The following is a 25,041-nucleotide window of genomic DNA, read 5'->3' as shown; positions in this document are numbered from 1 at the left end:
AAGGCAGGAACAGCCCCATGTTTTTCCTCATGGGCAGGGCATTTTCAGCGAGGGGAACGCCAAAGTTAAGGTAGTTTAGGGGGTGTGGGGGGGAAAGTCAAACCTCCCCCAGATCCCTGAGCACCCCCGCCAGCACCTCCACCCCGATCCTGATGTGCTCTGGACTGCTGTACTCGTCCGGTCTGTGGCTGATGCCGTCCTTGCAGGGAATGAACACCATGGCCGTGGGAGCAATGCGGGCCATGAACAGGCTGTCATGGTAAGCGCGGGAGACCATGTTCTGGTACGCAATCCCCAGATTTTCGCAGTTCTTCTGAATGGTTCTGACCAGCATGGGGTCGGATTTTGCGGGGGGGTCCTGGTTGAGCATTTCCAGTTCCAGTTTGATGCCCCGCTTCAGGCAGATGTCCTCTGCAGCCTGCAAAAGGGCTTGCAGCACCCGGTCTCTGCGGTCTGCATCGATGTCCCTTAAATCCACGCCCAGATCCACCTTGCTGGGGATGCTGTTGATGGCGTTGGGATACACGTTGACCAGCCCCACGGTGCCCACTGTGTCGATGCTGCCGTGGTCTTTGACGGCCTGCTCGATGCACAGGGCGATTTCACTGGCAGCCAGAAAAGCATCCTTGCGGTCAGGCATCAGGACGGCACCTGCGTGACCCCCCTGCCCGGTGAGGTGCAGTTTGAAACTGCTGGGGGCAGCAATGGCCGTCACCACCCCAATCGGAAGCCCCTGTTTTTCCAGGTTCGGCATCTGCTCGATGTGCAGTTCCACAAAGGCAAAAAAGTAATTCTCGTGGAGTCTGATCTGGTTGAGGTCTCCTGAGAACCCGCCCTGCTGTCGGGCCTCCTCGAAAGACAGGCCCTCCTGATCCCTGAACTTCAGGGCTTCTTCGGGTTTCAGGGCACCGCTGAGCATTCTGGACCCCAGACAGCCCACCCCAAAGCGGGTGGGTTCCTCTGCATTGAAGATGAGCAGTTCAATGGACCTTCTGGGCTGAAAACCTGAGCGTTTCAAGGTCCGCATGGCTTCCAGGCCTCCCAGAACGCCCACAGTGCCATCGTATTTTCCGGCGTGTGGGATGGCATCGATGTGGGAACCTGTGCCCACCTTTGGCAATCTGGGCTGCTTCCCTTCAAAGGTGGCAAAGATGTTCCCGGTGGCATCTTCCCGCCAGGAAAACCCGGCCTGCTCAATCCGGGTTTTCAGGTAAGATCTGGCTTTCTGGTCGGTTTCGGTCCAGAGCACCCGCGTCACCGACGGGGCAGGGGTGTCACTGAAAGCCGCCAGCTCTTCCAGTTCCAGCATCAGGGTGTCCAGGTCGATGTTCAGTGGGGTGTGGGTCATTGGGGGTCCTCTGGGGGGTGGGTTCTGTTGGAGGGGGGTGTGCGTTTGGGAGTGCTGAGGGTCAGATCCCCCTGCGCCTCACTGCGTTTGGCGCGGTCCCCCGTCAGCGTTGGGGGATTGATGTAGGCCTAGACCAATCCCCCTTCGTTAAGGGGGAACCTTCGAGCAAAGCGAGAAGCAGGAGGATCTGACGTGGCAGCCATCTCCAGAGCGCAAAAGCAGGGGAAACCCACAGGCAAGTGATCTTCAAAAGCAAAGGGGATCTGACGTGGCAGCCATCTCCAGAGCGCAACAATTGTGAGGGCTACACATGCGGGTGCCGGTTCACATCCTTGTAAATCAGATACCCGCTCACTCCGTTGGAGGAGGTGAACCACTGGGGGCAGTAAGGGGCCATGTAAATGACATCTCCAGCTTTGACCGCATGGTGGTCCTCATTCAGCAGGTAGACCCCTTCGCCCTGCAGCATCACCAGACCATGTTCCATCACGTGAATTTCCACAAAGGGGAGGGTCACGCCCGGAGGATAGGTCATCACGTTGACTGCAAAGTCAAAAGCAGGGTGGTCCGGGAGCAGGGTTTGCAAATCAATGCGGTCCTCGCCAGGGAGGGGTTTGACCAGAACCTCAGCAGCATTTCCGATCACAAATGGGGGAGGTGGGATTTCTCCCAGCGGCATGTAAGGTTTTTCAATCACGGTCATGCGGGCGGGTTCATCAGAGTGCAGGTCGTGGGACAGACCAGGGGGAAAGCAAGCGTAACTGGCGGATTTGAGGGTGCGCTGGTCGGTGCCCAGCGTGAGTTTGACTTCCCCGCCATGCACGTACACAAAACGGCTGAATCCTGCAGGCAACGTGCCCAGACGGCCGCCGGCCTGCAGTTCTGCAGTGTACTGGGTGAATTTTGCGCCCAGGTGGGGGGAGATGTGCACGATGGCTGTTGCATTCTGCATCCCTGGCAGGGGGGCGCGCACGAAGGCATCGGGGGTGTGCAGGGTGTAGTTGCTGCGGATCTTGGATCTTGTGAAGCCCAGTCTTTGCATGGTTCACCTCAGGATCTGGCTCAGGAAATGCCCTGATGCTTTCAGGGCGGCCTCAACATCTTCGGGCTCTACGGTTTCAGAGGGGTGGTGGCTGATGGCATTGGGTGAGCGCACGAACAGCATGGCAATGTCCGTGACTTTCGCCAGCACCATTGCATCATGTCCTGCTCCGCTGGGCAGGGTGAATTCGGGCAATCCACAGAATTTGCAGGCGTCCAGCAGGGCCTCCATGAAACGGTCCTCGCAGATCACGGCCTGCTGGTCCAGGGGGAATTCGTGTTGCAGCCCGAGGTTTCTTTTCTGGCAGATCATGTGGGCCTGGTGCAGCAGTTCCTGCACGGCGGTCACGCGCTTCTCGTCGGAGAGGTGGCGCACATCCAGGCTGACGGTGACCTGTTCGGGGATCACGTTGCTGGTGTTGGGCCTCACCTCCACTTTGCCCACCGTGGCGACCAGACCGGGGTTGCTCAGGGCGTATTCCTCGGTCCAGCAGATGAATTCTGCCGCTCCAGTCAGGGCATCTTTGCGCAGGGGCATGGGGGTGGTTCCGGCGTGTCCAGCCTGACCCAGAAAAGTCAGGTTCAGGCGGCTCTGGCCGACAATCCCACTGACCACGCCCACAGGAAGGTTCTGGTCTGCCAGCACGGGTCCCTGTTCGATGTGGATTTCCAGGTACCCCAGCAGTTCTCTGGGTTCAAAAGCCTCAATGGGGATGCGGTTCTGGTCCAGGTCCCATTTGAAAAGGGTTTCTGACAGGCTCTGGTTTTCAAAGTCTTTTTTCTTGAGCCAGTCGGACTGGAAGGTGCCTGCCAGCACGCTTGATCCCAGAAAAGGCTGCTGAAACCTGACCCCTTCTTCCTCGCTGAAAGCCACGATTTCCAGGTGGTGCTGCAGGTCCTCTGCTCTGAAAAGCCCTGCCAGGGCAATGCCCATCAGGACACCCAGCGTGCCGTCATATTTGCCTGCATTTGGCACGGTGTCGATGTGGGAGGCCACCAGAAAGGTCCTGGCCTGCGGGTTCTTGCTGCGTTTGATGCCCCGCACGTTGCCGATGGGGTCAACGCGCACCTCCAGACCGGCTTCTTTCATCCAGTCTGTGAGGTAACGGTGGGCGGCACGGGTGGCGGAAGACAGAAACAACCGGTGAACCTGTCCCGGCACATCGGTGCAGTGGGACAGCAGTTCACAGCGTTTCAGCACCTGTTCGGTCAGGGTCCGGGCGTCCATGTCAGGCCAGAAGCTCGTAACCCGGCACGGTGAGGAAGTCGATCAGGGGGGTGGTGCAGGCCACTTTCCAGAACAGGTCTGCAGCTTTCTGGTACTTCTCCCCCAGTTTTTCGAGTTCTTCTTGCAGGATCTGCTGGGCCAGTTCTTGCGTCACGGTGCGCCCGTCTTCCAGTTGTGCCCCGTGCTGCATCCATTGCCAGACCTGCGTTCTGGAAATTTCTGCTGTGGCCGCGTCTTCCATCAGGTTGTTGATGGGTGCTGCTCCAGATCCTGAGAGCCAGAACCAGATGTACTGGATGCCCACATTGATGTTCTGCCTGAGCCCCTGTTCGGTGATGGTCCCTTCTGGAACGGTCAGCAAGTCCTGCACGGTGATCTGCGCTTCTGGAATCCTGGAAAGCTGGTTGGCTTCGGGCATCAGGCGGTCAAAGACCTCTTTTGCGATTTGCACCATGCCGGGGTGGGCCACCCAGGTGCCGTCGTGTCCGTCTCCGGCTTCGCGTTCTTTGTCCATACGCACCTGCTCGAAGGCTTTTTTATTGGCCTCCTCATCGTTTTTGACGGGAATGAAAGCACTCATGCCGCCAATGGCGTGTGCTCCCCGTTTGTGGCAGGTCTGAATGGCGAGCTTCGAGTAAGAGCGCATCATGTGGGCATTCATGGTGACCTTGCCCCGATCTGGCAAAATAAAGTCTTTTCTGGAGCGCAGTTTCTTGATCGCACTGAAGATGTAATCCCAGCGTCCGCAGTTCAGGCCTGCAGAGTGCTCGCGCAGTTCATACAGGATTTCCTCCATCTCGAAGGCAGCAGGGAGGGTTTCAATCAACACCGTGGCCCGGATAAATCCCCGTTCCAGCCCCAGCTGGTCCTCCGTAAACTTGAACACATCGTTCCACAATCTGGCTTCCAGGTGGCTTTCCATTTTGGGCAGGTAAAAGTAAGCTCCGGTGCCGTTTTTCTTCAGCTGCTCGTGGTTGTGAAAGATGTACAGCCCGAAATCAAACAGACTGGCCGAAACCTCGATGCCAAAGAACAGCAGGTGTTTCTCGTCCAGATGCCAGCCTCTGGGACGGACCAGCAGGGTGGCGATTTCATCGTTCAGGGTGTAGGTTTTGCCGGATCCTTCAAAGGAGATGGTTTTTGCAACAGCGTCTCTCAGATTGATCTGGCCCTGGATGCAGTTCTCCCAGGTGGGGCTGTTGGCATCTTCAAAATCGGCCATGAAGACTTTTGCGCCGCTGTTCAGCGCATTGATCACCATTTTGCGGTCCACGGGGCCAGTGATCTCCACCCGGCGGTCCTGCAAATCCTGCGGTGCCGGGCTGACCTTCCAGTCTGAGGTGCGGATGTGTTCGGTTTCGGGCAGGAAACCAAAGCTTTCTCCAGCGTCCAGTCGCAATTTGCGGTCTTCGCGTCTCTGCAGCAGGTCCAGCCTGCGGGCATTGAATTCCACATGCAGCTTCTGCAAAAATTCCAGGGCTTCGGGCGAAAGAATCTCACGGAAGGCTTCAGGTGCCTGGGCCAATAGGGTCATGGTTCCCCGTTTCTGGCTGGCGCAACTCCGACAGGTAACTGTAAATGCTTGCCCGTGAGAGGCCCAGCCGTTTTGCAACAATTGGAATGGCTTTTTGCAATTGAAACACGCCCCGCCGGTCCAGCAGGGCACACAGCCTCTGTTTCTCGGTTCTGGAAAGGCGTGCAAGGCTTATCCCGAGTCTACGTTCCTCTTCATCCAGAACACTGTGGACCGTCTCACTGACTTCCAGGGGAAAACTCTGGGTGCTGACGGGCTCCCCGCCACCCAGTTCTGTCAGTAAGGTTGCCGCAAGCCTGAGTTCGGTGACATCCAGGTTGATGCACACCGCCCCAAACACGTTTCCCTGTTCGTCCCGCACGGGCAGGGTGCTGGTTTTGATGATGCGGCCTTCTGCAGTGCGGTTCACCACGTTCAATCTGGGTTGTGCGGAATTGCCTTCCTGCATGATGGAAAGCACATTCGGACTGATGGGGCTTCCGATTTTGCGGTGGGTGACTTTTCCAGAGATGGCTTTAACGCTGTGCTCGGGATTGGCAAAATCATGCAACACCAGCTCAGCATGGCTTCCCAGCGTGAGGGTCAGTCCATCCAGCAGAGACTCCAGGGCAGCAAAAGCGGACTGATGGGCCGGATTTGTGGGTGCAGGATCTGGCTTGCGTGCCATGACGCAGTCTAAGGAGAGGGATGGCAGATTGTCAAATTTCTGGACAGGATGTCATGAGCGAGCAGAGGGCAAAAGCCGAGGGCCAAAAGCACAGCGCAGAAGGCTGAAAGCAGAAGGTGGCGACCCAGCGTGCAAAATTGCTTTTGCACACGTCGTGGGGTCAAGAAGGCACTCAGTCAGGATCAAGAAAAAGGCAGAAGGAAAGGTGCCTGCAAAAAGGCTGAGCTGGATGTTGTAAGAAAGGTGATGCCTCATCCAGAACCAAAAACCTGCATTCGGAATGCACAATATTTTATTCCTCCTTCATTCCGGTTTGTTAACATGAACAGATTCTCTGACCTGTCAGATCTGACCATTCGGGGTGGGATCCCTGTCAGGCCAGATCTGGCACAATAAACCAGAAGATTGGACCCAGAGACCTGAAACCAGGGCCAGCAAGGAGCAAGATGACCCTTCCCGATCCCCGCAGCCTCCAGTGCATCCTGCATGTGACTTCTTCCTTTGAACTGGAAGGCGTTCACTGGCTGACTGCACCCCAGCCACAGGTTCTGGAAACCTTGCGCACCCAGCTGCAAACCCACCCTGAGCCCCTTCCAGAGCAACTTGAGCTGGAGGGTCAACTTTTGCAGGTTTTTCGGGAGCCAGCAGCCTCAGGATGGCAGGTGCTGGTTTACCCGGTGCCCACAGCAGAAAAAGAGGAAGACGATGTGTTTTCACTGGCTTTCAAGCATGCCTCGATTGGCATGGCCCTGGTGAGCCCGGAGGGCCGCTGGCTGACCGTCAACGATGCCCTGTGCAAAATGCTGAAATACTCCCGAGCAGAGTTGCTGAAACGCACCTTTCAGGACATCACCCACCCGGATGATCTGGAAACCGATCTGGGCTATGTGAAGCTCCTGCTGGAAAAGAAAATCGACACCTACGAACTGATCAAGCGCTACATCACCCGGTTTGGTGAAATCTTGTGGATCAAACTCAATGTCTCCATGCTGACCAGAGCAGACGGCACCCCTGAAGCTTTTGTGGCCCAGATTCAGGATGTTTCTGAAACCCTGCGCTATCAGGACCATCTGGAAGGCATCAACACCGAACTGGAAAGCACGCACAAACTGGCCAGGGTGTCCAGTTTCAAGATTGATGTGCAGGCCAGGACCATCACTTTTTCCCGCTCCATCAAGGGACTGCTGGGGTATTATCCGGGGACCCTCTCGGTCAGTCAGCTCAGTGGCTGGTTCACACCAGAAAGTTATCAGGCCTTTCAGAAAAGCCTGGAGCAGTGCCTGCAAAGCAACAGGGAAACCGAGCAGGAGGTGGCTTTCCTGTCGCCAGCACAGCGCCGCTGGGTGTGCCGCATGTTTCCACGGCAGCAGCAGGGCAGCACGGAACTGCTGGGCATGGTGCAGGATGTCACAAAAGAACGCCAGCAGGAAGAGAAAATCCGCGATCTGGAGGCCCGCTGGCAACTGGTGGTGGAGAGCAACCAGGATGGCCTGTGGGACTGGGATGCCCGCTCTGAGCAGGTGTATTATTCTTCCCGCTGGAAGGAGATTCTGGGGTGCAGGCCCCAGGAACTTCCGGACACCGAAGAAGCCTGGCGTTCCAGGGTCCACCCGGAAGACCTGTCCCAGGTGGAAATCCTGTTTCAGCAGCACCTGGACGGCAAAACCGAGAATTACAATGCAGAGTACCGCATGCTGCACAAAAATGGCTTGTGGATCTGGATCAGCGAAAGGGGCAATGTGGTCTCCCGTTCCCCCCAGGGGAAACCCCTCCGGGTGGTGGGCACCATCCGGGATGTCACCCGCAGGCGGGCCTCTGAACAGGCTTTGCAGCAGGCCCAGAGGGATTTGCAGGCCACCATCGACCATGTGCCTGCCATGATGGGGTACTGGGACCGCAATTTGCAGATGCGTTTTGCCAATCAGGCTTACCTGGACTTCTTTCAGATGACCCTGGAAGAAATCCACGGAAAACCCATGCTGGACGTGATCGGAGAAGTCAATTATCAGCACAACCTGCCTCATGCCAGAAAAGCTTTGCAGGGAGAGGTGCAGCATTTCCAGCGGGACCTCATCACCCATGAGGGCACCCTGATGCACACCCAGGCCTCCTACATTCCAGATGTGCAGGACGGCGAGGTGCAGGGGTTTTTTGTGCTGTTCACCGATGTGACGCCCCTGGTGGGTTTGCAGAGACAGCTGCAGGAAAGCGAATCCCGTTACCGCCTGATTGCCCAGAACGCCACCGACATGATTTCCCTGCAGGCACCAGATGGGGTGTTCCGGTTTGTCTCTCCATACAGCCAGACCTTGCTGGGTTACACCAGTGAAGAACTGGTGGGCACGAAGGTGGATGACCTGATCTTTCCCGAAGACCGCCCCACCTTTGCTGCCCGGCAGGAATGGATGAAGGGCTCCGAGAAAATGCGGGTGTTTCAGTACCGACTGGTGCGCAAGGATGGCTCAACGGTGTGGGCAGAGACCAGTGCCCACCTGATCCGCGATCCCCTCACAGGACACATCATGGAAGTGCAGGCCAGCACCCGTGACATCTCCGAACGCAAGCAGGACGAGGCCCTTTTGCTGCAGGCCCTGGAATACTCCAATGCCCTGACCGAAATCTCCCGTCTCAGCGAAAGAAATGCTTTACCAGAAGAACTGGCCCGCGAAGCCCTGACCATCCTGGGGCAGGTGTGCCGGGTGGACTGGGCCGGGGTGGTCACGCTCAGCGGAACAGACATCAACACCTACACCTGCTGGCAAAGCCCTTTTGTTCCAGAGGATTTCCAGGCCCTGACCGACCAGCGTTCCCTGTCTCAGGCCAGTTTGCTGTGGCAGGTGATGGAACGCCAGCAGGCCATTTACGTGGACGATTACCTGCACCATGCCCAGGCTTTGCCAGAAGCCGTAGAGGTGGGGGTGCGTGCCACGGCCCTGCTCCCACTGGTGCGTCTGAACGAGCTGCAGGCTTTGTTTTTTGCCCTGAACCGCATGCACCAGATCAGCCCCTGGACCCCCCAGGACCGCGCCTTGCTGGAGGCTGCAGTGCGCAGCATCAACACCTCCATTGAGCGCCAGAAGTACACCCGTGAAATGGAGCATGCCGCCACCCGCGACAGCCTGACCGGGCTCCTCAACCGCCGCAGTTTCCATCAGGATTTGCAGGCCGAGATCAGCCGGGCAGAACGCCACCAGGATGGCTTTGGTCTGCTGAACATCGACCTGGACGGCCTGAAGAAAGTCAATGACCTGCAGGGACACTCCAGGGGAGACCAGCTGATTTCCAGCTTCGGACATGCCCTCAGGGCTGCCTGCCGCCGGGAAGACCGGGTGTACCGTCTGGGTGGCGATGAATACATGGTGATTCTGGCCTCCACCTCCGATCCGGGGGCGTTGCATGTGGTGGAACAGGCCGTGCAGGATTTGCAGCAGATGGGCTTTCCAGAGGCCGGAGCCAGTGTGGGGTTTGCGGCTTTCCCCAGGGACGGCAAGGATGCAGAAGCCCTGATGCACACCGCAGACGGGCGCATGTATGCCCACAAAAACCAGAAGAAACAGTCCCGCTGAACCACAAAGGGGGCAGCCTGCATGTTCTGGTGCTGAAAGCAAAAAAGACCTTCAAAATCCAGCAGCACATCTGCAGGTTATGTTTCATCAGATGGGTGCAAAAAGGCAGGGCTGAACAGGGATTTTTGTGGTAAATCTGCTTTTGTACGCACTTTTTGCTGTTGATGCTGGACCCTGAAAGGGTTCTGTTCTCAGGGAAGACCCTGGTGTGTTTTGAGCACGGCTGCGCTGGAATTTTCGCTTCATTTTGACATGTGGATTTTGCAGGGCATGGGTTAGAATTCCTTTGAGCAAACGTTTTCAAATCACTGTCTCACGCTGTCCCGCGCTGTCCCGGCGTTCCAGCACTGTTCCTGGCAGGTGACAGGGTTCAACCCTGCAGGTGCCTTGAAAGGCTGGCATTCTGGTCATCCCGTCCATTCTTCACAGCAGCAAACCCTTTCCTATCAGGGCTTGCTCTGGGGACTGCTGTCTGGACCGGGGCAGGGCAGGAAGTCCCCACAGCTCCACTTTTTCAGTTCCACAGGAGGACCCCATGAAACGCATCCTTGGTCTTTTCGTTGTGCTTGCGCTGGGCAATGCTGCCCAGGCCGCCACCCTCACCGTCAATTGCTTCTCCAACATGAACGTGTCCGTAGAAGCCGCCATTCCCCTCTGGAAAAAACTGCACCCCGATGTGGACATCAAGGTCAACACCCTGGCCTACGGCGACCACCACAACGCCCTCACCACCGCCCTGGCCACCGGAAGCGGAGCAGGAGATGTGGACTGTGTGGAAGTGGGTTTTGTCGCCAAATTTGGTGAATCCGGCGGTCTGGAAGACCTCCTGAAAGCCCCTTACAACGCCAAACAGTACCAGAGCAAAGTGACGGCCTATGCGTGGGCGCAATCCACCAACCCGGATGGCGGTCTGTACGTGTTTCCTGCAGACATTGCCCCTGGCACCCTGTTCTACCGGGAAGATGTGCTGAAAAAAGCGGGCGTGTCTGCCGCCAGCCTGACCAAGAGCTGGGAAAGCTACATCGCTGCAGGCAAGAAAATCAAAGAGAAAACCGGTGCATACCTGCTGCACAACGCTGGCTTTGTGGCCCAGGCCTACATCCGCGCCAAAGTGCCTGCGGGTGAAAGCCTGTTCTTTGACACCAAAGGCCAGCCTGTCCTGAACAGCGCCCGTTTCGTGCAGGCCATCACCCTGGCCAAACAGGTGCGGGATGCCAGACTGGATGCCAACATTGCAGAGTGGAGCCCCGAGTGGACCGATGGACTCAACAAAGGCAGAATCGCCACCCAGCCTTTCGGGGCCTGGTTTGAAGGCACCATGCGCAGCATGATCCCAGAAACCGCAGGCAAATGGCGCTCTGTGGACCTGCCAGAGAAAAGCTACGCCACCTGGGGCGGAAGCTTCATGGCCATTCCCAAACAGAGCAAGCAAAAAGAGCTGGCCTGGGAATTCCTCAAGTTCTTCGCCCTGAACAAAGAGGTGCAGCTGAATTCCTTCCGGGTCAACAGCTCCCTGCCCTCCCTCAAAGCAGCCCAGAGCGACGCCCTGTTCAAGCAGCCCGTGGAGTTCCTGGGGGGTCAGGTTGCCCGTCCCATGTGGGTGCGCGCTGCCAACAAGGTCAAAGGCATTGAGTCCAACCGCCTGGAATCCGTGGCCACCGACGCTTTCGCTGCAGCCCTGGACAGGGTGCTGAACAACAACGTCGCCATCAAGACCGCGCTGGATGAAGCCCAGTCCACCGTGGCCCGCCGCCTGAACCGCTGATTTTTGTTCCCAGAAAGGCCAGCATGCATGCTGGCCTTTCTGTTTTCATTTCACCCCGCTGAATTCCAGCACTTTCCTGACCGTTTTGTCATCCACGATCAATTCGGACATCAGGCCCCCTCTTAAAGCGCCCCACAGTGCCAGGGCTTTGCTGACCCCGGCCACGATGCACACGGCCCCTTTGCGGTTCTTGAACAGGCCCAGATCAGGACCGCTGGCCCTTCTGTTCAGTGGAATGCCATCAAAACTGCCATCCTCCCGAAAAAACACCGTGGCGATGTCTCCCACCACCTGCATGTTCTGCATCTCCTGCAGGTCCTCAGGGTCCAGGTAGGGTGCAGCGTGCACGTAACTGGGCACACTGGCTTTTGCACTTCCCACCGAATACAGCAGCAAATCTGCTTTCTGCTGCAAATCCAGCACCCTCTGGATGCTGCGCTCTTTCCAGAGGGCGGTTTTGGTTTCCGGGTGGTCAAAAAAAGCAGGCACCGGAAAGGGATTCAGGGCCGCCTGAAAGCTGTCCCCGAACCTTTGCAGCAAACCCAATGCATGGTCACTGATGAAATTGCTGGGGTTCCCAGACCCATTCAGTTGCACCAGTTTTACGCCAGGGGTGGGTCTGGGCTGCAGGTGCTGTGACAGCAAATTCAGGGTGGTGCCCCAGGCCAGTCCCACCGTCATTCCAGGTTGAATCAGGGTGGCTGCATGGTGGGCCGCATACACCGCAACCCGCTGCATGCACTCTGCTTCCGTAGCGTTTTCCGGGGTCAGCACCACATGCACCCGGTCCAGCTGAAAATGCTCGGTCAGGAGGCTTTCCAGAGAACGGCTGGATTCCTGCGGGTCATGAATGCGGATTTCCACCAGCCCAGTTTTGCGGGCATGGGTGAGCAGGCGGCTGACCTTGGGCCGGGACAGCCCCAGTTCTGCAGCAATTTTTTCGGTGGTGAGGTTCTGGTGGTAGTACAGGCGGGCCACCTGTACCGCCAGTGCGTCCGTGCTGGGCATGGCTTCACTGTAACGGGTTTTGGAGGGAGCGGTCAGCAATCAGCAAAAGCCATGCTTTCTCTGGAAAATGCTTTTTGCGCTCGGCTCTTGGCTTCACAACTGCGAGGCCGGAAGCGGCCTCGAAAAGTAATACCCCTGCGCCTCGCTGCACCCCAGGCTTTGCAAATATTCCTGCTGAAAGATGGTTTCCACCCCTTCGGCAATCACGTTCAGACCGAGGCTCTGGGCCATCAGGATGATGGTTTTCACCAGGGGCGCTTCCTGGGCGTCTTTCTGGATGGTGTTCACAAAAGAACGGTCGATTTTCAGGGTGTCGATGGGGAGTTCCTGCAGATACTTCAGGGAGGAGTACCCGGTCCCGAAGTCATCGATGGACACCCTCACCCCCAATTCCCGCAGTTCGGTCAGGCGTTCGGTGACCATTTTCACGTCGTGCATCACCACACTCTCGGTGACCTCCAGTTCCAGCCATTCCACCCCCAGACCGCTTTCGTGCAGGGCGCTTTTCACGGTGTCCACAAAGTTGGAGGTGGCGAACTGGATCATGGAGATGTTGACGGCCACCCGCACAGCCCTGCGTCCTGCGCGTTGCCATTCGGCATTCTGGCGGCAGGCCTCATGGATCACCCAGGCCCCCAGAGCCGTGATCAAACCAGATTCCTCTGCCACTGGAATGAAACGGTCTGGCGGGATGAACCCCCGTTCTGGATGGATCCAGCGCAAAAGCGCTTCATGACCGATGGTCTGCAGGGTTTGCAGGTCTATGATTGGCTGGTAATACAGCTGCAGCTCCTGGCGTTGCATTGCGTACCGCAGGTCGGTTTCCAGAGACAGGCGTTCACGGGCTTTTTCGGCCAGTTCGGGGGTGAAACTTCGGATGTCGTTCTTGCCTGAAGCCTTGGCCCGGTACATGGCGGTGTCGGCGTGCTTTAAGAGGGTGTTCACGTCGGTGCCGTTGTCGGGGTACACGCTGATCCCAATGCTCGCGGAGATGAACAGCTCATGCATGTTGATGTGGAAGGGCATCTTCAGCAAATCCAGAAATTTCTGCGCCACCTGCACGGCATCTGCCGGGTCGCGCAGGTCGTTGAGGATCATGGCAAATTCATCTCCGCCCATGCGGGCAAAAGAATCACTTTCCCGGGTTCTCTCTTTGAAACGCCCGGAGAGGGTGTGCAGCAGCAAATCCCCAATGTGGTGCCCCAGGGTGTCGTTGACATTCTTGAAGCCGTCCAGGTCAATGAACAGCAGGGCCAGTTTGGTGTCCAGCCTTTTGGCACGGGCAATGGCCTGTTTGAGTTGCTCTTCAAACAGCAGGCGGTTGGGCAGGCTGGTCAGGGGATCATGGTAAGCGAGGTGCTGGATCTGGTTGATCAGTTTGCGCTGGGCCAGCGCAATGGCCACCTGGTTGGCGATGCTCATCATCCAGTCCACATCGGCTTCAGAGAAATCCGGGTCGTCCAGGTTGTTGAGGGCGGTCAGGGTGCCAATGGGTTTCCCCTGGTAGATCAGGGGGGCCACAATCAGGGAACCGATGTCGTTGGAGGAACGGTGCTGCTGGACCTGGGGGCCTTCCCGTTCATCGGCCTGGCCTTTTAAGGAAAGGGTGGGGCGGTGCTGCTTCAGGGTCCATCCGGTCAGACCAGACATCAATTCTGGAAAGGAAATCATGGGCAGGGGAGAGGCGTCCCTGGCAGTGCTGGCGGCATATTCCACCTGCTCCTGCTCGAAATCCATGATGTAGATCAGGCACCAGCGGGCAGGAAGCGCCTGCATCACGCTCTGGCAGATCTGTTCCAGCAGGGTTTCCTGGCTTCCGGTGTGGTGCAGGGTCTGGCTGACCTGATAGAGCGCATGTGCCCGGGTCAGATCCAGTTTGGTTCTTTCGTGCAGCTCGGCGTTCTCAATGGCAATTCCGAGCTGCTCTGCCACCCGCTGCATCAGAGAGAGGTCCTGGTTGTCCAGAACGCGGTCCTCGCTCTCGATGACCAGTGCCCCCAGTACCCGGCTTCCCGAGAAAACCGGCACACTGACACATGATGTGACCCCTGGCATGGCAGCGGTGTAATTGCTGCTGGTGCTGACATCCTGAATCAGCAAAGGCCGACGGGTGCGAATGGTGTACCCAGAAGCACTTCCCTCAGAAGCAACAGTCAGGGGCAGATCTGCATAGCCCCGGTAAGCCACCCGCACCACCCGGTCTCCTTCGGGCACGGTCATGATCACCAGTGCGTACCCCAGCTGATCGGAGATGGCATCCACCACCGCGTCATAGAGCATGGCCAGGTCCAGTTTGTTGGCAATGGCGGCCTGCACCCGGTCCAGCAGGGTGAGTTCTCTGGTCTTGCGGTGCGCCTCCTGCCAGAGCTGCCGGTACTGCTCCTCGCGGGTTTTGAGGGCTTCTTCGGTGGCCCTCAGGTGGGTCAGGTCAGAAGTGACCCCCAGCACGTAATCCAGAGGCTGGTCCTGGCTGTACAGCGGCTGTTTGGTGGTGTACAGCCAGCGTTTCTGCCCATCCGGTCCCACCACAAAGTACGGTGGAAACTGCCTGCGCTGGTGGGTTTTGAGGATTTCCCGGTCCTGGGCTTCAAAACGTTCCACCTCTGCTGCATTGGGATTGATTTCGCGGATGGTCTTGCCCAGCATGGCTTCGGGTTCCTGGTGGTACAGGTCGGCCATGGCCTGATTGACCAGGGTAAAGCGGCCTTCCCTGTCTTTCACAAAGATCAGGCTGGGATCGCTGTCCAGGATGTTTCTCAGGAAGGCATGCTGCTGTTCGAGTTCCCGCTCCATGCTTCTTTCACGGGTGACTTCGTGGGCATAGCTGAAGGTGCCCCAGGGTGCTCCATCCGGGTCACGCAAAATCAGGCGGGTGGCGCACACCGCGTAGTCTTTGCCCTGCAAGGTGACCTGCAGTTCGGTCAGCAGCTCTGATCTGGAGGGGTGGTTTTGAACATCCAGCACAGGAAGGTGGGCCAGAGGATTGATCAACCCCAGTTCCTGGTCTGAATGGCCCACAAAGGTTTCTGCTGGCCTGTTCTGGGCACGGGCATAGGCAGAACTCACCCGCACGTGTTTGCCTTGGAGGTCATGGATCACAAGCCAGTCCGGGGTCAGGTCAAAAAAAGTCCCGAGCAGTGTGTTCGCATGCATGTTTTCCATTATGTCAGCATTGCTCTCTCAGAAAGATTTCTGATGCCTGAATTTCCCTGTGATTCCCCAGGTTTTTGCTCAGGGAAATCCCTTATTCGAGCCAGGTTGGCTTCCTCCAACTTTTGGATGAGGAAAGGCTTCCTCCCATTTCTTACAGTGATCTCATGAACGCAAGATCCCTCTGGACCTCATGCACAACGCAAGGAGAACGCCCATGACTGCATTGACTTCCATTGCACCTTCCCGGACCCTCAAAGCGGTCACCTTTGGAGCTTTGCTGCTGGTTCTGGTGGCCGTGATTGGACTGGTGGTGGACCCCAGACAGATTCTGGGTGTGCCTGCCTGGAGCAAAACCCTCAAATTTGCCATTTCCACCTTTCTTTATGCATTTACCCTCAACTGGGTGGTTTCGGTGCTGCCCCCGAAAGCCAGAATCATCCGGGGCATCTTCAAAACCACCAATGGCATCCTGATTGCAGAAGTGCTGCTGATCCTGCTGCAGACCATTCGGGGGGTGCCTTCCCACTTCAACAGTGCCACCTCCTTTGACACCCTGGTGTGGGGGGCCATGGGCGCAATGATCTCGGTGTTCTGGGTGCTGACTTTTGTGGCCACTGTGCTGGTGCTGTTCCAGAAAACCGCGAGTCCGCTGATCACCTGGAGCATCCGTCTGGGCCTGATTCTTTCGCTGGTGGGCTTCATGGAAGGCTACCTGATGGCCTCCCCCAACCCCATGCAGCAGGCCGTCCTGGAAGCCGGGCAGAAACTGGATCTGATTGGCGCACACACCGTGGGTGTCCTGAAAGATGGCGGTCCTGGCATCCCCTTGATTGGCTGGAGCACCGAACACGGCGATCTGCGCATTGGGCACTTCGTGGGCACCCACGCCCTGCAATTCATGCCCCTGCTGGCTTTCTTTCTGCTGGGCCTCAGAAACCGCTGGCTGACCGAACGCAAACGCATCCAGCTTCTCTGGATTGGAGCCGCAGGATACCTGGGTGTGGTGGGATGGCTGGTCTGGCAGGCCCTGCGCGATGAATCCATCCTGCATCCTGGCACCACCACTTTGCTTTCTGGAGCAGGATTGCTGGCAGGCATTGGGATTCTGGTGGCAGGGGTGCTGGTGTCTGCCCGCAGCCAGCACCAGACCGGGAAAGCGCTGGGTACGGATTAATAAAGCACTCAAAACAACATTTCCAACTCAAACAGACAGACCCCAGGAGGACCGGACCCCCGGTCCTCTGATCTTTTCATCTTGCAATGAGCACATCCACCCCGGAAGCATGGCTGACCTGATCACCTGTACTGCCCGAAAAAGCGGCTCCCAGTGCGGTCAGGTGCCTTCTGCCCATCACAATCAGGTCTGCGCCAGTTTGCTGGGCAATTTGCAAGATGGCCTCTGCAGCATTCACCGATTGGATCAGGTGCCCACGGGCCTGGATGCCTTGCTGCTGGGTATCTTGCAGCACCCGGTTTAGCACGGTCTGTCTTTCCTGCAAAAGGGTGTCTGTGGCCTGGGCTTCTAAGGGTTCACTGCCAGGCAGGGCAATGGCCATTTGCACCAGGGGGCCGCCCATCAGAGGAGCCACCACCACCACTTCTAAAGGGACCTGAAATTGCTTTGCCAGATGCATGGCCCGCTGTTCTGCGACCTGTGAATGGGATGCACCACCTGTCGCCACCAGAATCCGACTGTAGGGGCTGGAGAGGTCTTGAGAGTGTGTCATGTTTCCATTCTATGCTTTTGTTCCAGAGTAAAATGTTCCATATGGAAATAAATCCCCTGCAAGACCCCGTCACCCTGATCCGCCACATCAACGGGGTGTCACGGGCCATTCAGGCACTGGTTGGGCCTGTGCTGGAAAAGGAACTCAGCCTGCACTACAAGGAACTTCTGGTGCTGAGGGTGGTCTCTGGCGGTCTGCAACACCCCGGCCAGATCAGCGAGCACCTGAGTTTGCCTGCCCCCACCACCACACGCCTGCTGGACAGCCTGATTGAAGCAGGCCACCTGCGCCGCGAACTGGACCCCCAGGACCGCCGCAAACTGCAGATCCACCTCACCGATCAGGGGAGAAGCACCTTACAAACCGCCCTCAATCTGGCCCGCACCCTGATTCAGGACAAATTCAATCCTGTCCCCTCAGACTTCATCACGGAGGCCATTGGCACCCTGCAGAAACTGGAAGATTACCTGGGCATGGAGATCAAGCCATGACCCAGATGACCCAGCCCGAAATGACCCAGCAGGAGAAAATGCTGGCCTTCAGTGGCGTGATGCTGGTGCTGTTCCTCTCATCGCTGAACATGACCGTGGTGGGAACGGCCCTCCCCAGAATCATTGCAGAACTGGGCGGCCTCAACCTGTACACCTGGGCTTTCACGGGTTACACGCTGGCCTCCACGGTCAGCACCCCCATTTATGGCAAGCTCAGTGACATTTACGGTCGCAAGGGGATTTTGCTGTTCGGGATTGTGCTTTTTGCACTCAGCTCCACCCTGGGCGGTTTCAGCCAGAACATGGGAGAACTGATCCTGTTCAGAACCCTGCAAGGGCTGGGGGGTGGTGCCCTGATGAGCATGGCCTTCGCCAGCATCGCAGACATTTTTACCCCTCTGGAACGCGGAAAATACCAGGGTCTGAACGGAGCCGTGTTCGGGATTTCCAGCGTGGTCGGGCCACTGGTCGGGGGCTTTCTGACCGATCACCTGTCCTGGCGCTGGGTGTTCTTCGTGAATTTGCCTTTTGCACTGCTGGCTTTCGGGTTCATCTGGCGCTTTCTGAAATCCAGTGCTCCCAGACAGAAAGCACAGGTGGATTACCTGGGAGCAGCCCTGCTCATCCTGTTCACAGTGCCCTTGCTTCTGGCCCTCACCTGGGGCGGCAACACCTATGCCTGGGGCTCCTGGCAGACCCTCTCTTTGTTTGCCTTTTCTGTGGTGATGCTGCTGGTGTTCATCTGGTGGCAGGGGAGGGCACCGAGTCCCATCCTGCAACTCAGCCTCTTCAAAAACAAAACCTTCACCATCTCCAACATTGCAGGTTTCATGGGTCTGGCAGGCATGTACAGCGCCATTTTGTATCTGCCCCTGTTCATGCAGGGTGTGAAGGGGGTGTCTGCTGCGAATTCTGGTCTGGTGCTCTCTCCCATGATGCTGGGACTGGTGATCACCTCCACCCTGGCTGGATTTGCCGTCTCAAGAACTGGAAGGTACAAACCTTTCATTCTGGGCGGTCTGGGCATCATGGCACTCGCTTTGCTGTACGGAACGACCCTGAGCCCCCACACCACCACCCTGACCGTGACCCTCTTGATGGTGGTGCTGGGTCTGGGCATTGGCCCCACCAACAGCCTGTTCACCATTGCCGTGCAAAGCACCACCCCCAGAGAAAACCTGGGCATGGCCACCAGTGCCAACCAGTTTTTCCGCAGCATGGGAAGCACCATCGGAGCGGCGCTCTTTGGGGCCATTCAGTCTGCAGATTTGCACAAAGTGATGGATCAGCTTCCAGAGCAGGCCAGCAAACTGCCTGAAAAGCTCGCCTCTGCAGTCATGAATCCCAACCTGCTCAGCAACCCTGAAGCGCTGGCCAAAGTGGAACCCCTGGTGGTCTCGGTGGTGGGTCAGCAAGGCTTTGATGCCATCCTGCACACCATGCGCAGTGCACTGTCTCAGGCGGTGGACCATGTGTTCCTGCTGGCAGCACTGTTTGCAGGGATCGGGTTTATTGTTTCTGCAGGGTTGCCTGATTTGAGGTTGACCCGTGAGGTGAAAGCTCCCACCAAGGTGGCGGGTTCGGGGAACGATTGAAAGGTGAAAAAGGGTCTGTGAAGAATGGCCTAAAATAAACGGATGCAAACCTCCCGGTTGGAAACCGGGAGGTTCTTGTGGGAGAGTGAGTAACTTTTTTTATTCAGACTTTAAATGATATTTACCAGTTTCAAAGTCAATACAAAACAACCAGGTCCTCGTTTTGCTGTTTGTTTGATTGACCCTATTCTTAAGACTTCTGATATAAAAATCAATTCGATCTCTGGTGACATTGTCAAGTAAAATCATCCTGTCGAACTCGATTCCATCATTGAAACATACAATTTCTTGAACAGGAGTATTTTCAATATCCAGCTCTATGGTTCTGCCAAATTCATCAATGAATGAATCTCGATATGTTTTTATTATGGTCGTTACTGCCCTTTTATTGAATCCATCATAGGTCATGTCTTCAGGGTCAAGAAAATCCTCTTTGCTCATTGCGACCATTGTACCTGACCATCAATGCAGCAGAGACCGGTTCAACTCCTGATACAGCCCGCGTGTCTGACTGGATGGTCTCAAACCCAGGTCCTGCAAAGCTTCTTCGCAACGCTGGTAACTGCGGTGCAGCACGTCCATCTGGCCTTGCAGGTGGGCAGAGCGCATCAGGAGGCGGGTGGCATCTTCGGAGGCTTTTTCCAGCATCAGGGCACGTTCGGCCAGGGTGCCAGCCTGCAAGGGGTTCTGGTTCAGGATTTTCTCTCCGGCCTGCACCAGTGCGCGTTCCAGACGGGTGCGGTACAGCACACGCTGGTCTTCCAGGGGGGCAAGGTCAAACTGGGTGCTCAGGTTGAGGGGCAAGTCCAGCAACTCCTGGGCACTGGCAGGGCGTTGCAGCAGTTTCAGGGCTTCCCAGAGGTCCACATGCAAATCCGGGCTGGGTTTGAGCCTCAGCACATCGCTGCGTTCCAGAAAGTACCCTTTGGCCTCCTCGCCTTCCAGCACCTGTCCCAGAGCGTGCAGCACGATCCTGAAGTTGCGTTCTGCAATTTCAGGGGATTCTTCGGGGTAAAGGGTGTCAATGGCGACATCCCGCACCAGACCTTCCGGGTGAACCACCAGCAAGGCCAGCAAATCCCGGGCTTTTGCCCGTCCCCAGTCTTCCACACCTCCCTGGTCCCGGAACAGTTTGAGGGGACCCAGCAGTTCAATTCTGAGGCGGTAACCAGGGTGTTTGTCAGGGAGGCTGGAGTAGCCCAGTTGTGCGGCCAGATGGTCCAGATAATGGGCATGTTGTGGACTGTGGGCTTTCAGGGAAATCAGGGTTTGCATGCGCTCTGAAGGGTTCTCGAAAGGACAGAACAGGGAAGGTTTCAGCAGCAGGAAACTGTAATCCTGGCTTTGCACCCCTTGCAGGAAGTGCTGGGCCAGTGCTGGCTCCGGGGTTTGCAGGTAAGACAGGAAATCATGGAGGCATTGCAGAAAAGGATCAGAGAGGTCCTGCAGTGCACTGGCCGCTTCTTTGAGGGCCAGTCTGGATTTCTGGGTGCTGGAACGGTGCAGCCCATAAGCGTGCATCAGGTGCAGCAGGGCGCACATCCACCTGTCCCCGGAGTCCTGCAGCACCCGACTGGCTTTTTCGGCGTGTTCTTCACCCCGTCCGTACAGTCGGGCGTCCAGGTGGGCCAGTCCCATCTGTGCCTCGATCAGCAGTCTGGGGGCCATGGTGAATTGACCGTGCTCTAAAGATTGCAGGTAAGCGTTTCTGGCTTCCTCAAACTGACCAGAGCAAATCAGGGCGTGTCCCAGACGTGCATCTGCCAGGGACAGACTGAAGGGACTGACCAGCCTTTCGCTTTCCCGGATGCCTTCTCTGGCATTTTGCACGGCTTCTTCAGGATGGCCCAGAAAAGCATGCAGCAAACTGGAGAGCAGCAAACCTTCCCGGTGCCCGGAAGCCAGTCTGGGATGTCCCTTTTCCCCTCTGGAAGCGTGGGTGGCAGCATGCAGCGCTTCCCGCAGTTGACCAGAGCGCAAGTGCAAACGGGCTGAACTGGGAAGGTGCTCCGTGTGGGTTCGGGCCTCCTCCAGTTGCCCCTGGTTCAGGCTGTTTTCGGTGTGCATGGCGGCTCTGCGGGTTTGCTGCTCAGGGGTGCAGGGCAAGTGTGCGGCCTGTTCCAGCAATGGCACGGCCTGCAAGGGACTCACTGTATCCAGGTACACCTGCGCTTCTCCCAGCAAGGCTTCCACTTCCGGTCCCTGACGGTAGGCAGCAATGGCCTCCGGATAGCGGCAGGCATGCCTGAGCACATCTCCCTGCAGGATGTTCAGGTAGGGGTGTTCTGGCAGCAGGTCCGAGAGCAAATTCAGTGCCCGCCCCACCAGACGGATGCGCCCTTCTGAAAGCCAGCGTTTGCCGTGGGTTTCCAGCAGTTCCGCAGCCCTCTGCAGGTTCCCAGCAAGCAGGTGGGCGTTCAGGGCATTGCGGAACCTCTGGCGCTTCTCGTAAGCGAGGGCTCCTCTGGAGGCAATGTGCTGCTGTTCCTCTTCAGGCAGGGTGTTTCTCAGGTGGGTCCTGAGCAGGGGATGGGCGTGGTAGGCTCCGCTGGCATCTCTGGACAGAAACGTCCCGGAGCGGGTGAGGGTTTCCAGATGGGTTCTGGACAGCGGTTCTTCCAGGGCTTCTTCCATGATTTCAGGGGTGAGCACTTCAAAAACACTGCTGCGCCTGAGGAAACTCTGCACAGCGGGTTCCAGAGGTTCCAGCACCTCCTGGGCCACATAAGCAAAAAGCTCTCCCAGGCCTGCCCCGCGCAATTCCAGATCTTCCAGGGTTCTGGGGGTCACCCTTCCGCTGGCCAGGGCCTGCACCAGATAACGGGTGGCGATGGGCCAGCCTTCTGTCACATTCAGGCAAAGCTGGATTTCAGCAGGGGAGAGGGTCACCTGTGCCCGGACCAGCAGGCTTTCAAACTCTGAGGCTGTGAAACCCAGTTCGTTGGAACTGACCACCCCCAGGTCTCCAGAAGCCCTTGCACGCACCAGTTCAGGCAGGTGCAGGGGTCTGCGGGTGCCCAGCACCACCCGGACCTGCTCCAGGAGTTTCCCCACCAGACCATGCAAAGGGCTTTCTGGCAGGTGCTGCGCTTCATCGATGATCAGCAGGATGTCGTGTTGCAAGAGCGTGTCAATCAGGGCGTCCAGCATCCTGCTGATGGGCGCTTGCACGTCCAGCAAATGAATCAGCCGGTCTGCCAACCCCAGGCGTTCCAGCCCCAGGGTCAATGCCCCCAGCAGTTGAACAGGCTGCAGGTCTTCGGCGTCCATGCTGTACCACAAACACTTCTGGGCATGGTACAGCCGGTACAGCACACTGGTTTTGCCGTATCCTGCCGGAGCCTGCACCACACACAACCGGGAAGACGTGATGTCCTGCAGCAGGTGCGGACGGTCCATCACCCCGCGCAACTGGGGCGGACGGGTGCGGTGTTCAGAGATCTGCTCACGCCACATGGGTTTACCTTGCAGTCCAGCCGAGGTCCAGGTTCAGCACCGATCCAGTCATGCCCCAGGCCGATTTAGAGGCAACATAAGACACCAGTGCTGCCACATCTTCAGGTTCCAGCAGCTTTTTGATGGCGGCAGGTTCCAGCATGACCTTTGCAATGACCTCCTCGATGGGAATGTTGCGGGTCTGGGCCTGCGCTTCAAGTTGCCGGTCCACCAGGGGGGTCCTCACGTAGGCAGGACAAATGGCATTCACGGTGATGCCTGTTGCCGCCCCTTCCAGTGCAGCGGTGCGTGTGAACCCGATCAGGCCGTGCTTGGCACTGATGTAGGCACTCTTGAATGGACTCGCCACCTGACCATGCACCGAGGCAATGTTGATGATGCGCCCCTGACCAGAGCGTCCCAGCAGCTCCCAGGCGTAGCGGGACAGCAAGAAAGGAGCCGTCAGCATCACGTGCAGCATGGTGTCCCAGGTGTCCTCCGGGAAGTCTGCAATGGGGCTGATGTGTTGAAAACCAGCGTTGTTGACCAGCACATCCAGCCCACCCAGCCTGGCTTCGATGCGTTCAATGGCCTGCTTGCAATGGGCACGCTTCGACAGATCTGCAGCAATGAACAGCACCTGTTCTTCATCTGCAACCTGACGGTTGTGGTCGGAGTCCAGGTCCAGGGCAGCCACCGTCAGGCCGTCCTGTTTCAGGCGGCGAACAATGCCCAGTCCGATGCCACTGGTGCCACCAGTGACCAGTGCGATGGGGTTTGACATGCCTTCATTTTATCCAGTGATCTGCACACTGGGGTTACACCTGGGTCAGCAATTGCCACAAGGTGCCAGAGGTGGTTCACTTTGTGCAGAAGCTGCAGGAGGAGCAGATTTGAAGGCTGGATCAGCCAGGACCGTCTGGGTGCCCAGTGCCATAAGCACACCCACCAGCAGAAGCATTTTTCTTTTCATAAATTCAGCTTAGATGATGGATCAGGGATTTCCCATAGATGTTCCTTGCCAGAACCTTCATCTTTCAGCACATTCTTCCAGAATTGCAACCTGGACTGAAACACCACTGGAGGACATCCCAGTTTTTGCAGCACCTGTTGATGGATTTTCAGAAGGGACAGGTCGGCGCGGTGCTGGTTCTGTTGAAGGTGGTGGTTCAATTGCACTGCAGGATAACCCTCCACAGGCCTGTTTTCAAACCAGGCGTTCTGGCTGTCCACCAGAAGACACTTTTGCGCTGCCAGTGCCATCTGGGGAAGTTCTGCCAGCAGGCAGGTGGCATAAGGGGCAAAACAGGACATCCACCCTGCAACCCAGGTCTGGGTTTTTTCGGAGAGCCGGGGCCAGCATTCGAGAAAAGCCATGTGGTGGTTTTTCAAAGCCAGCTCACCTGCTGGGGTCAAGGTTTTTTGCTGGATGTGGGCTTCCAGATGGGTGGCATGACCCAGGGCAACAAGTTGTGGGATGCCATGGACTGGAGGTTCTGCTCCCTGAGAGAGCCATTCCCTGGGAGGAAGCTGGCCACAAAGTCCCAGAGCCAAAATGGTGTAGATGTGCAACATGTGCCGCACAATCTCATTGGTTTCGAGGCTGTTTTGCAACTCTTGCAGGGCTGGCAATTCTTGCATCAGGTCTTGTTGCAGAGGATCCAGGGGAATTTGCATCAGCGCCAAGTCAAAACGGATTTTCATGCTTTGCAAAAGCTGCATGGCCTGTCCAATCCGATCCAGATGAACATCACTGGGGTACAGTGGGGGTTCACCATCATGGGGTTCCAGACGGGCCAGACGCAGGGCATGGCTTCCCCAGGCAGCCAGTCCCACGTCTGGCAGATCAAGCATCCAGTGCAGCAAGGTCAGGTAAGACATGCTGTACGTTGCCACAGTTGTGGAGGCAGGAACATCTTTCAGCACCTGCCTGTAGGTGGCTGCGGCCCGTTCCAGATGGTTGTTGAAAAGGTCCCGTCGGGCAAATTCCATCACAGCCACACTGCGGGTGAGGTGGTCTCCAAGCATTTCGGAGAAGCGGATGGCTTCTGAGAATTCACGCTCTGCCGAGTCCATCATGTTGAGGGTCACAAAGGCCACCCCACGCACAATGTGCAAACGGGCTTTGGCTTCCATGTTGGTGGGCCTGGAGTTGATGGGCCACGTGACGGAGTGGCGGGTGATCAACCTCCTGAGGTTTTCCTCACCCCCAAGCTGTACCCATTGAACGGTGTACCACGCCAGACACAGAGGTTCAGACAGATGGGGTTGCAACATCTGCACAGCTTCATCGTTGCGACCCAGCCGATACAAAATCCGGGCTTTGCGGGCTTCGCGAATGGGATGGAACGGTACTTCTTCCAGGGCAGCCAGAAGTTCAGGCAGGCACTCTTGCTGTTCGCACTGCAGGTACAGGTTCAGGTATTCCACTGGGGAGTGAATGAGCTGACTCAGTTGCCCGGCAGAAGGAAGTCGCATGGGTT

The 25,041-nt window shown here is 57.2% G+C and carries 17 protein-coding genes; 5 read left to right on the top strand and 12 right to left on the bottom strand.

The window, feature by feature from the left end:
• Positions 1-97: 97 nt before the first annotated feature.
• The 5 genes from IEY52_RS13115 to IEY52_RS13095 all read right to left on the bottom strand — a co-directional run bounded on the left by IEY52_RS13115 (position 98) and on the right by IEY52_RS13095 (position 5,818).
• Positions 98-1,348 (bottom strand): M20 family metallo-hydrolase, encoded by a 1,251-nt coding sequence (locus tag IEY52_RS13115; protein WP_189003151.1) that lies wholly within the window; start codon positions 1,346-1,348, stop codon positions 98-100.
• A 304-nt stretch (positions 1,349-1,652) separates the two neighbouring features.
• Positions 1,653-2,390, bottom strand: coding sequence for a (S)-ureidoglycine aminohydrolase (allE, locus tag IEY52_RS13110; protein WP_189003150.1), 738 nt, complete (start codon positions 2,388-2,390; stop codon positions 1,653-1,655).
• A 3-nt stretch (positions 2,391-2,393) separates the two neighbouring features.
• Positions 2,394-3,617, bottom strand: a complete 1,224-nt coding sequence (locus IEY52_RS13105; protein WP_189003149.1) for an allantoate amidohydrolase — start codon at positions 3,615-3,617, stop codon at positions 2,394-2,396.
• Between the two features lies 1 nt (position 3,618).
• On the bottom strand, positions 3,619-5,151 hold the full coding sequence (gene aceB, locus IEY52_RS13100; RefSeq protein WP_189003148.1) for a malate synthase A: 1,533 nt from the start codon (positions 5,149-5,151) through the stop codon (positions 3,619-3,621).
• Complete coding sequence (locus IEY52_RS13095; protein ID WP_189003147.1) at positions 5,126-5,818, bottom strand: helix-turn-helix transcriptional regulator; 693 nt, start codon at positions 5,816-5,818, stop codon at positions 5,126-5,128. The genes aceB and IEY52_RS13095 overlap by 26 nt, the downstream gene beginning before the upstream one ends.
• Before the next feature lie 446 nt (positions 5,819-6,264).
• Here IEY52_RS13095 and IEY52_RS13090 point away from each other — a divergent pair, with 446 nt between their 5' ends.
• Positions 6,265-9,384 (top strand): sensor domain-containing diguanylate cyclase, encoded by a 3,120-nt coding sequence (locus tag IEY52_RS13090; RefSeq protein WP_189003146.1) that lies wholly within the window; start codon positions 6,265-6,267, stop codon positions 9,382-9,384.
• A 535-nt stretch (positions 9,385-9,919) separates the two neighbouring features.
• Positions 9,920-11,149, top strand: a complete 1,230-nt coding sequence (locus tag IEY52_RS13085) for an ABC transporter substrate-binding protein (RefSeq protein ID WP_189003145.1) — start codon at positions 9,920-9,922, stop codon at positions 11,147-11,149.
• 45 nt (positions 11,150-11,194) lie between these two features.
• Here the strand turns inward: IEY52_RS13085 and IEY52_RS13080 are convergent, their stop codons facing one another.
• Together IEY52_RS13080 and IEY52_RS13075 are read right to left on the bottom strand one after the other, a co-directional pair.
• Positions 11,195-12,157: a sugar-binding transcriptional regulator gene (locus IEY52_RS13080; RefSeq protein ID WP_189003144.1), complete on the bottom strand. Its 963-nt coding sequence runs from the start codon at positions 12,155-12,157 to the stop codon at positions 11,195-11,197.
• 93 nt (positions 12,158-12,250) lie between these two features.
• The gene (locus IEY52_RS13075) at positions 12,251-15,310 is read right to left on the bottom strand and encodes an EAL domain-containing protein (RefSeq protein ID WP_189003143.1); all 3,060 of its coding nucleotides are present in this window, start codon (positions 15,308-15,310) and stop codon (positions 12,251-12,253) included.
• A 214-nt stretch (positions 15,311-15,524) separates the two neighbouring features.
• On the opposite strand from IEY52_RS13075, the gene IEY52_RS13070 reads away from it, so the two are divergent.
• A complete protein-coding gene (locus IEY52_RS13070) occupies positions 15,525-16,484 on the top strand; it encodes a hypothetical protein (RefSeq protein WP_189003142.1) in 960 nt (319 codons plus the stop codon).
• A 76-nt stretch (positions 16,485-16,560) separates the two neighbouring features.
• Here IEY52_RS13070 and IEY52_RS13065 read toward each other — a convergent pair whose 3' ends face one another.
• The gene (locus IEY52_RS13065) at positions 16,561-17,037 is read right to left on the bottom strand and encodes a universal stress protein (RefSeq protein ID WP_189003141.1); all 477 of its coding nucleotides are present in this window, start codon (positions 17,035-17,037) and stop codon (positions 16,561-16,563) included.
• Positions 17,038-17,078: 41 nt separating this feature from the next.
• On the opposite strand from IEY52_RS13065, the gene IEY52_RS13060 reads away from it, so the two are divergent.
• Together IEY52_RS13060 and IEY52_RS13055 are read left to right on the top strand one after the other, a co-directional pair.
• Complete coding sequence (locus tag IEY52_RS13060; protein WP_189003140.1) at positions 17,079-17,528, top strand: MarR family winged helix-turn-helix transcriptional regulator; 450 nt, start codon at positions 17,079-17,081, stop codon at positions 17,526-17,528.
• A complete protein-coding gene (locus IEY52_RS13055) occupies positions 17,525-19,123 on the top strand; it encodes an MDR family MFS transporter (protein ID WP_229684781.1) in 1,599 nt (532 codons plus the stop codon). The genes IEY52_RS13060 and IEY52_RS13055 overlap by 4 nt, the downstream gene beginning before the upstream one ends.
• Before the next feature lie 99 nt (positions 19,124-19,222).
• Here the strand turns inward: IEY52_RS13055 and IEY52_RS13050 are convergent, their stop codons facing one another.
• The 4 genes from IEY52_RS13050 to IEY52_RS13035 form a co-directional block, all read right to left on the bottom strand.
• A complete protein-coding gene (locus tag IEY52_RS13050; RefSeq protein WP_189003139.1) occupies positions 19,223-19,564 on the bottom strand; it encodes a hypothetical protein in 342 nt (113 codons plus the stop codon).
• A 21-nt stretch (positions 19,565-19,585) separates the two neighbouring features.
• Positions 19,586-22,579, bottom strand: a complete 2,994-nt coding sequence (locus tag IEY52_RS13045; protein ID WP_189003138.1) for an AfsR/SARP family transcriptional regulator — start codon at positions 22,577-22,579, stop codon at positions 19,586-19,588.
• A 4-nt stretch (positions 22,580-22,583) separates the two neighbouring features.
• Entirely contained in the window at positions 22,584-23,342 is a 759-nt protein-coding gene (locus IEY52_RS13040) for a 3-hydroxybutyrate dehydrogenase (RefSeq protein WP_189003137.1), read from the bottom strand.
• Between the two features lie 185 nt (positions 23,343-23,527).
• Positions 23,528-25,036: a hypothetical protein gene (locus tag IEY52_RS13035; protein WP_189003136.1), complete on the bottom strand. Its 1,509-nt coding sequence runs from the start codon at positions 25,034-25,036 to the stop codon at positions 23,528-23,530.
• Positions 25,037-25,041: the final 5 nt, after the last annotated feature.

This window comes from Deinococcus roseus, assembly GCF_014646895.1.
GTDB lineage: Bacteria > Deinococcota > Deinococci > Deinococcales > Deinococcaceae > Deinococcus_C > Deinococcus_C roseus.
This window is presented reverse-complemented; position numbering and strand designations above follow the sequence as displayed.

What these genes read in the sequence shown, in the direction of transcription:
- IEY52_RS13115 (WP_189003151.1), bottom strand. Translation starts at nt 1,348, where the DNA reads ATGACCCACACCCCACTGAACATCGACCTGGACACCCTGATGCTGGAA.
- allE (WP_189003150.1), bottom strand. Translation starts at nt 2,390, where the DNA reads ATGCAAAGACTGGGCTTCACAAGATCCAAGATCCGCAGCAACTACACC.
- IEY52_RS13105 (WP_189003149.1), bottom strand. Translation starts at nt 3,617, where the DNA reads ATGGACGCCCGGACCCTGACCGAACAGGTGCTGAAACGCTGTGAACTG.
- aceB (WP_189003148.1), bottom strand. Translation starts at nt 5,151, where the DNA reads ATGACCCTATTGGCCCAGGCACCTGAAGCCTTCCGTGAGATTCTTTCG.
- IEY52_RS13095 (WP_189003147.1), bottom strand. Translation starts at nt 5,818, where the DNA reads ATGGCACGCAAGCCAGATCCTGCACCCACAAATCCGGCCCATCAGTCC.
- IEY52_RS13090 (WP_189003146.1), top strand. Translation starts at nt 6,265, where the DNA reads ATGACCCTTCCCGATCCCCGCAGCCTCCAGTGCATCCTGCATGTGACT.
- IEY52_RS13085 (WP_189003145.1), top strand. Translation starts at nt 9,920, where the DNA reads ATGAAACGCATCCTTGGTCTTTTCGTTGTGCTTGCGCTGGGCAATGCT.
- IEY52_RS13080 (WP_189003144.1), bottom strand. Translation starts at nt 12,157, where the DNA reads ATGCCCAGCACGGACGCACTGGCGGTACAGGTGGCCCGCCTGTACTAC.
- IEY52_RS13075 (WP_189003143.1), bottom strand. Translation starts at nt 15,310, where the DNA reads ATGCATGCGAACACACTGCTCGGGACTTTTTTTGACCTGACCCCGGAC.
- IEY52_RS13070 (WP_189003142.1), top strand. Translation starts at nt 15,525, where the DNA reads ATGACTGCATTGACTTCCATTGCACCTTCCCGGACCCTCAAAGCGGTC.
- IEY52_RS13065 (WP_189003141.1), bottom strand. Translation starts at nt 17,037, where the DNA reads ATGACACACTCTCAAGACCTCTCCAGCCCCTACAGTCGGATTCTGGTG.
- IEY52_RS13060 (WP_189003140.1), top strand. Translation starts at nt 17,079, where the DNA reads ATGGAAATAAATCCCCTGCAAGACCCCGTCACCCTGATCCGCCACATC.
- IEY52_RS13055 (WP_229684781.1), top strand. Translation starts at nt 17,525, where the DNA reads ATGACCCAGATGACCCAGCCCGAAATGACCCAGCAGGAGAAAATGCTG.
- IEY52_RS13050 (WP_189003139.1), bottom strand. Translation starts at nt 19,564, where the DNA reads ATGAGCAAAGAGGATTTTCTTGACCCTGAAGACATGACCTATGATGGA.
- IEY52_RS13045 (WP_189003138.1), bottom strand. Translation starts at nt 22,579, where the DNA reads ATGTGGCGTGAGCAGATCTCTGAACACCGCACCCGTCCGCCCCAGTTG.
- IEY52_RS13040 (WP_189003137.1), bottom strand. Translation starts at nt 23,342, where the DNA reads ATGTCAAACCCCATCGCACTGGTCACTGGTGGCACCAGTGGCATCGGA.
- IEY52_RS13035 (WP_189003136.1), bottom strand. Translation starts at nt 25,036, where the DNA reads ATGCGACTTCCTTCTGCCGGGCAACTGAGTCAGCTCATTCACTCCCCA.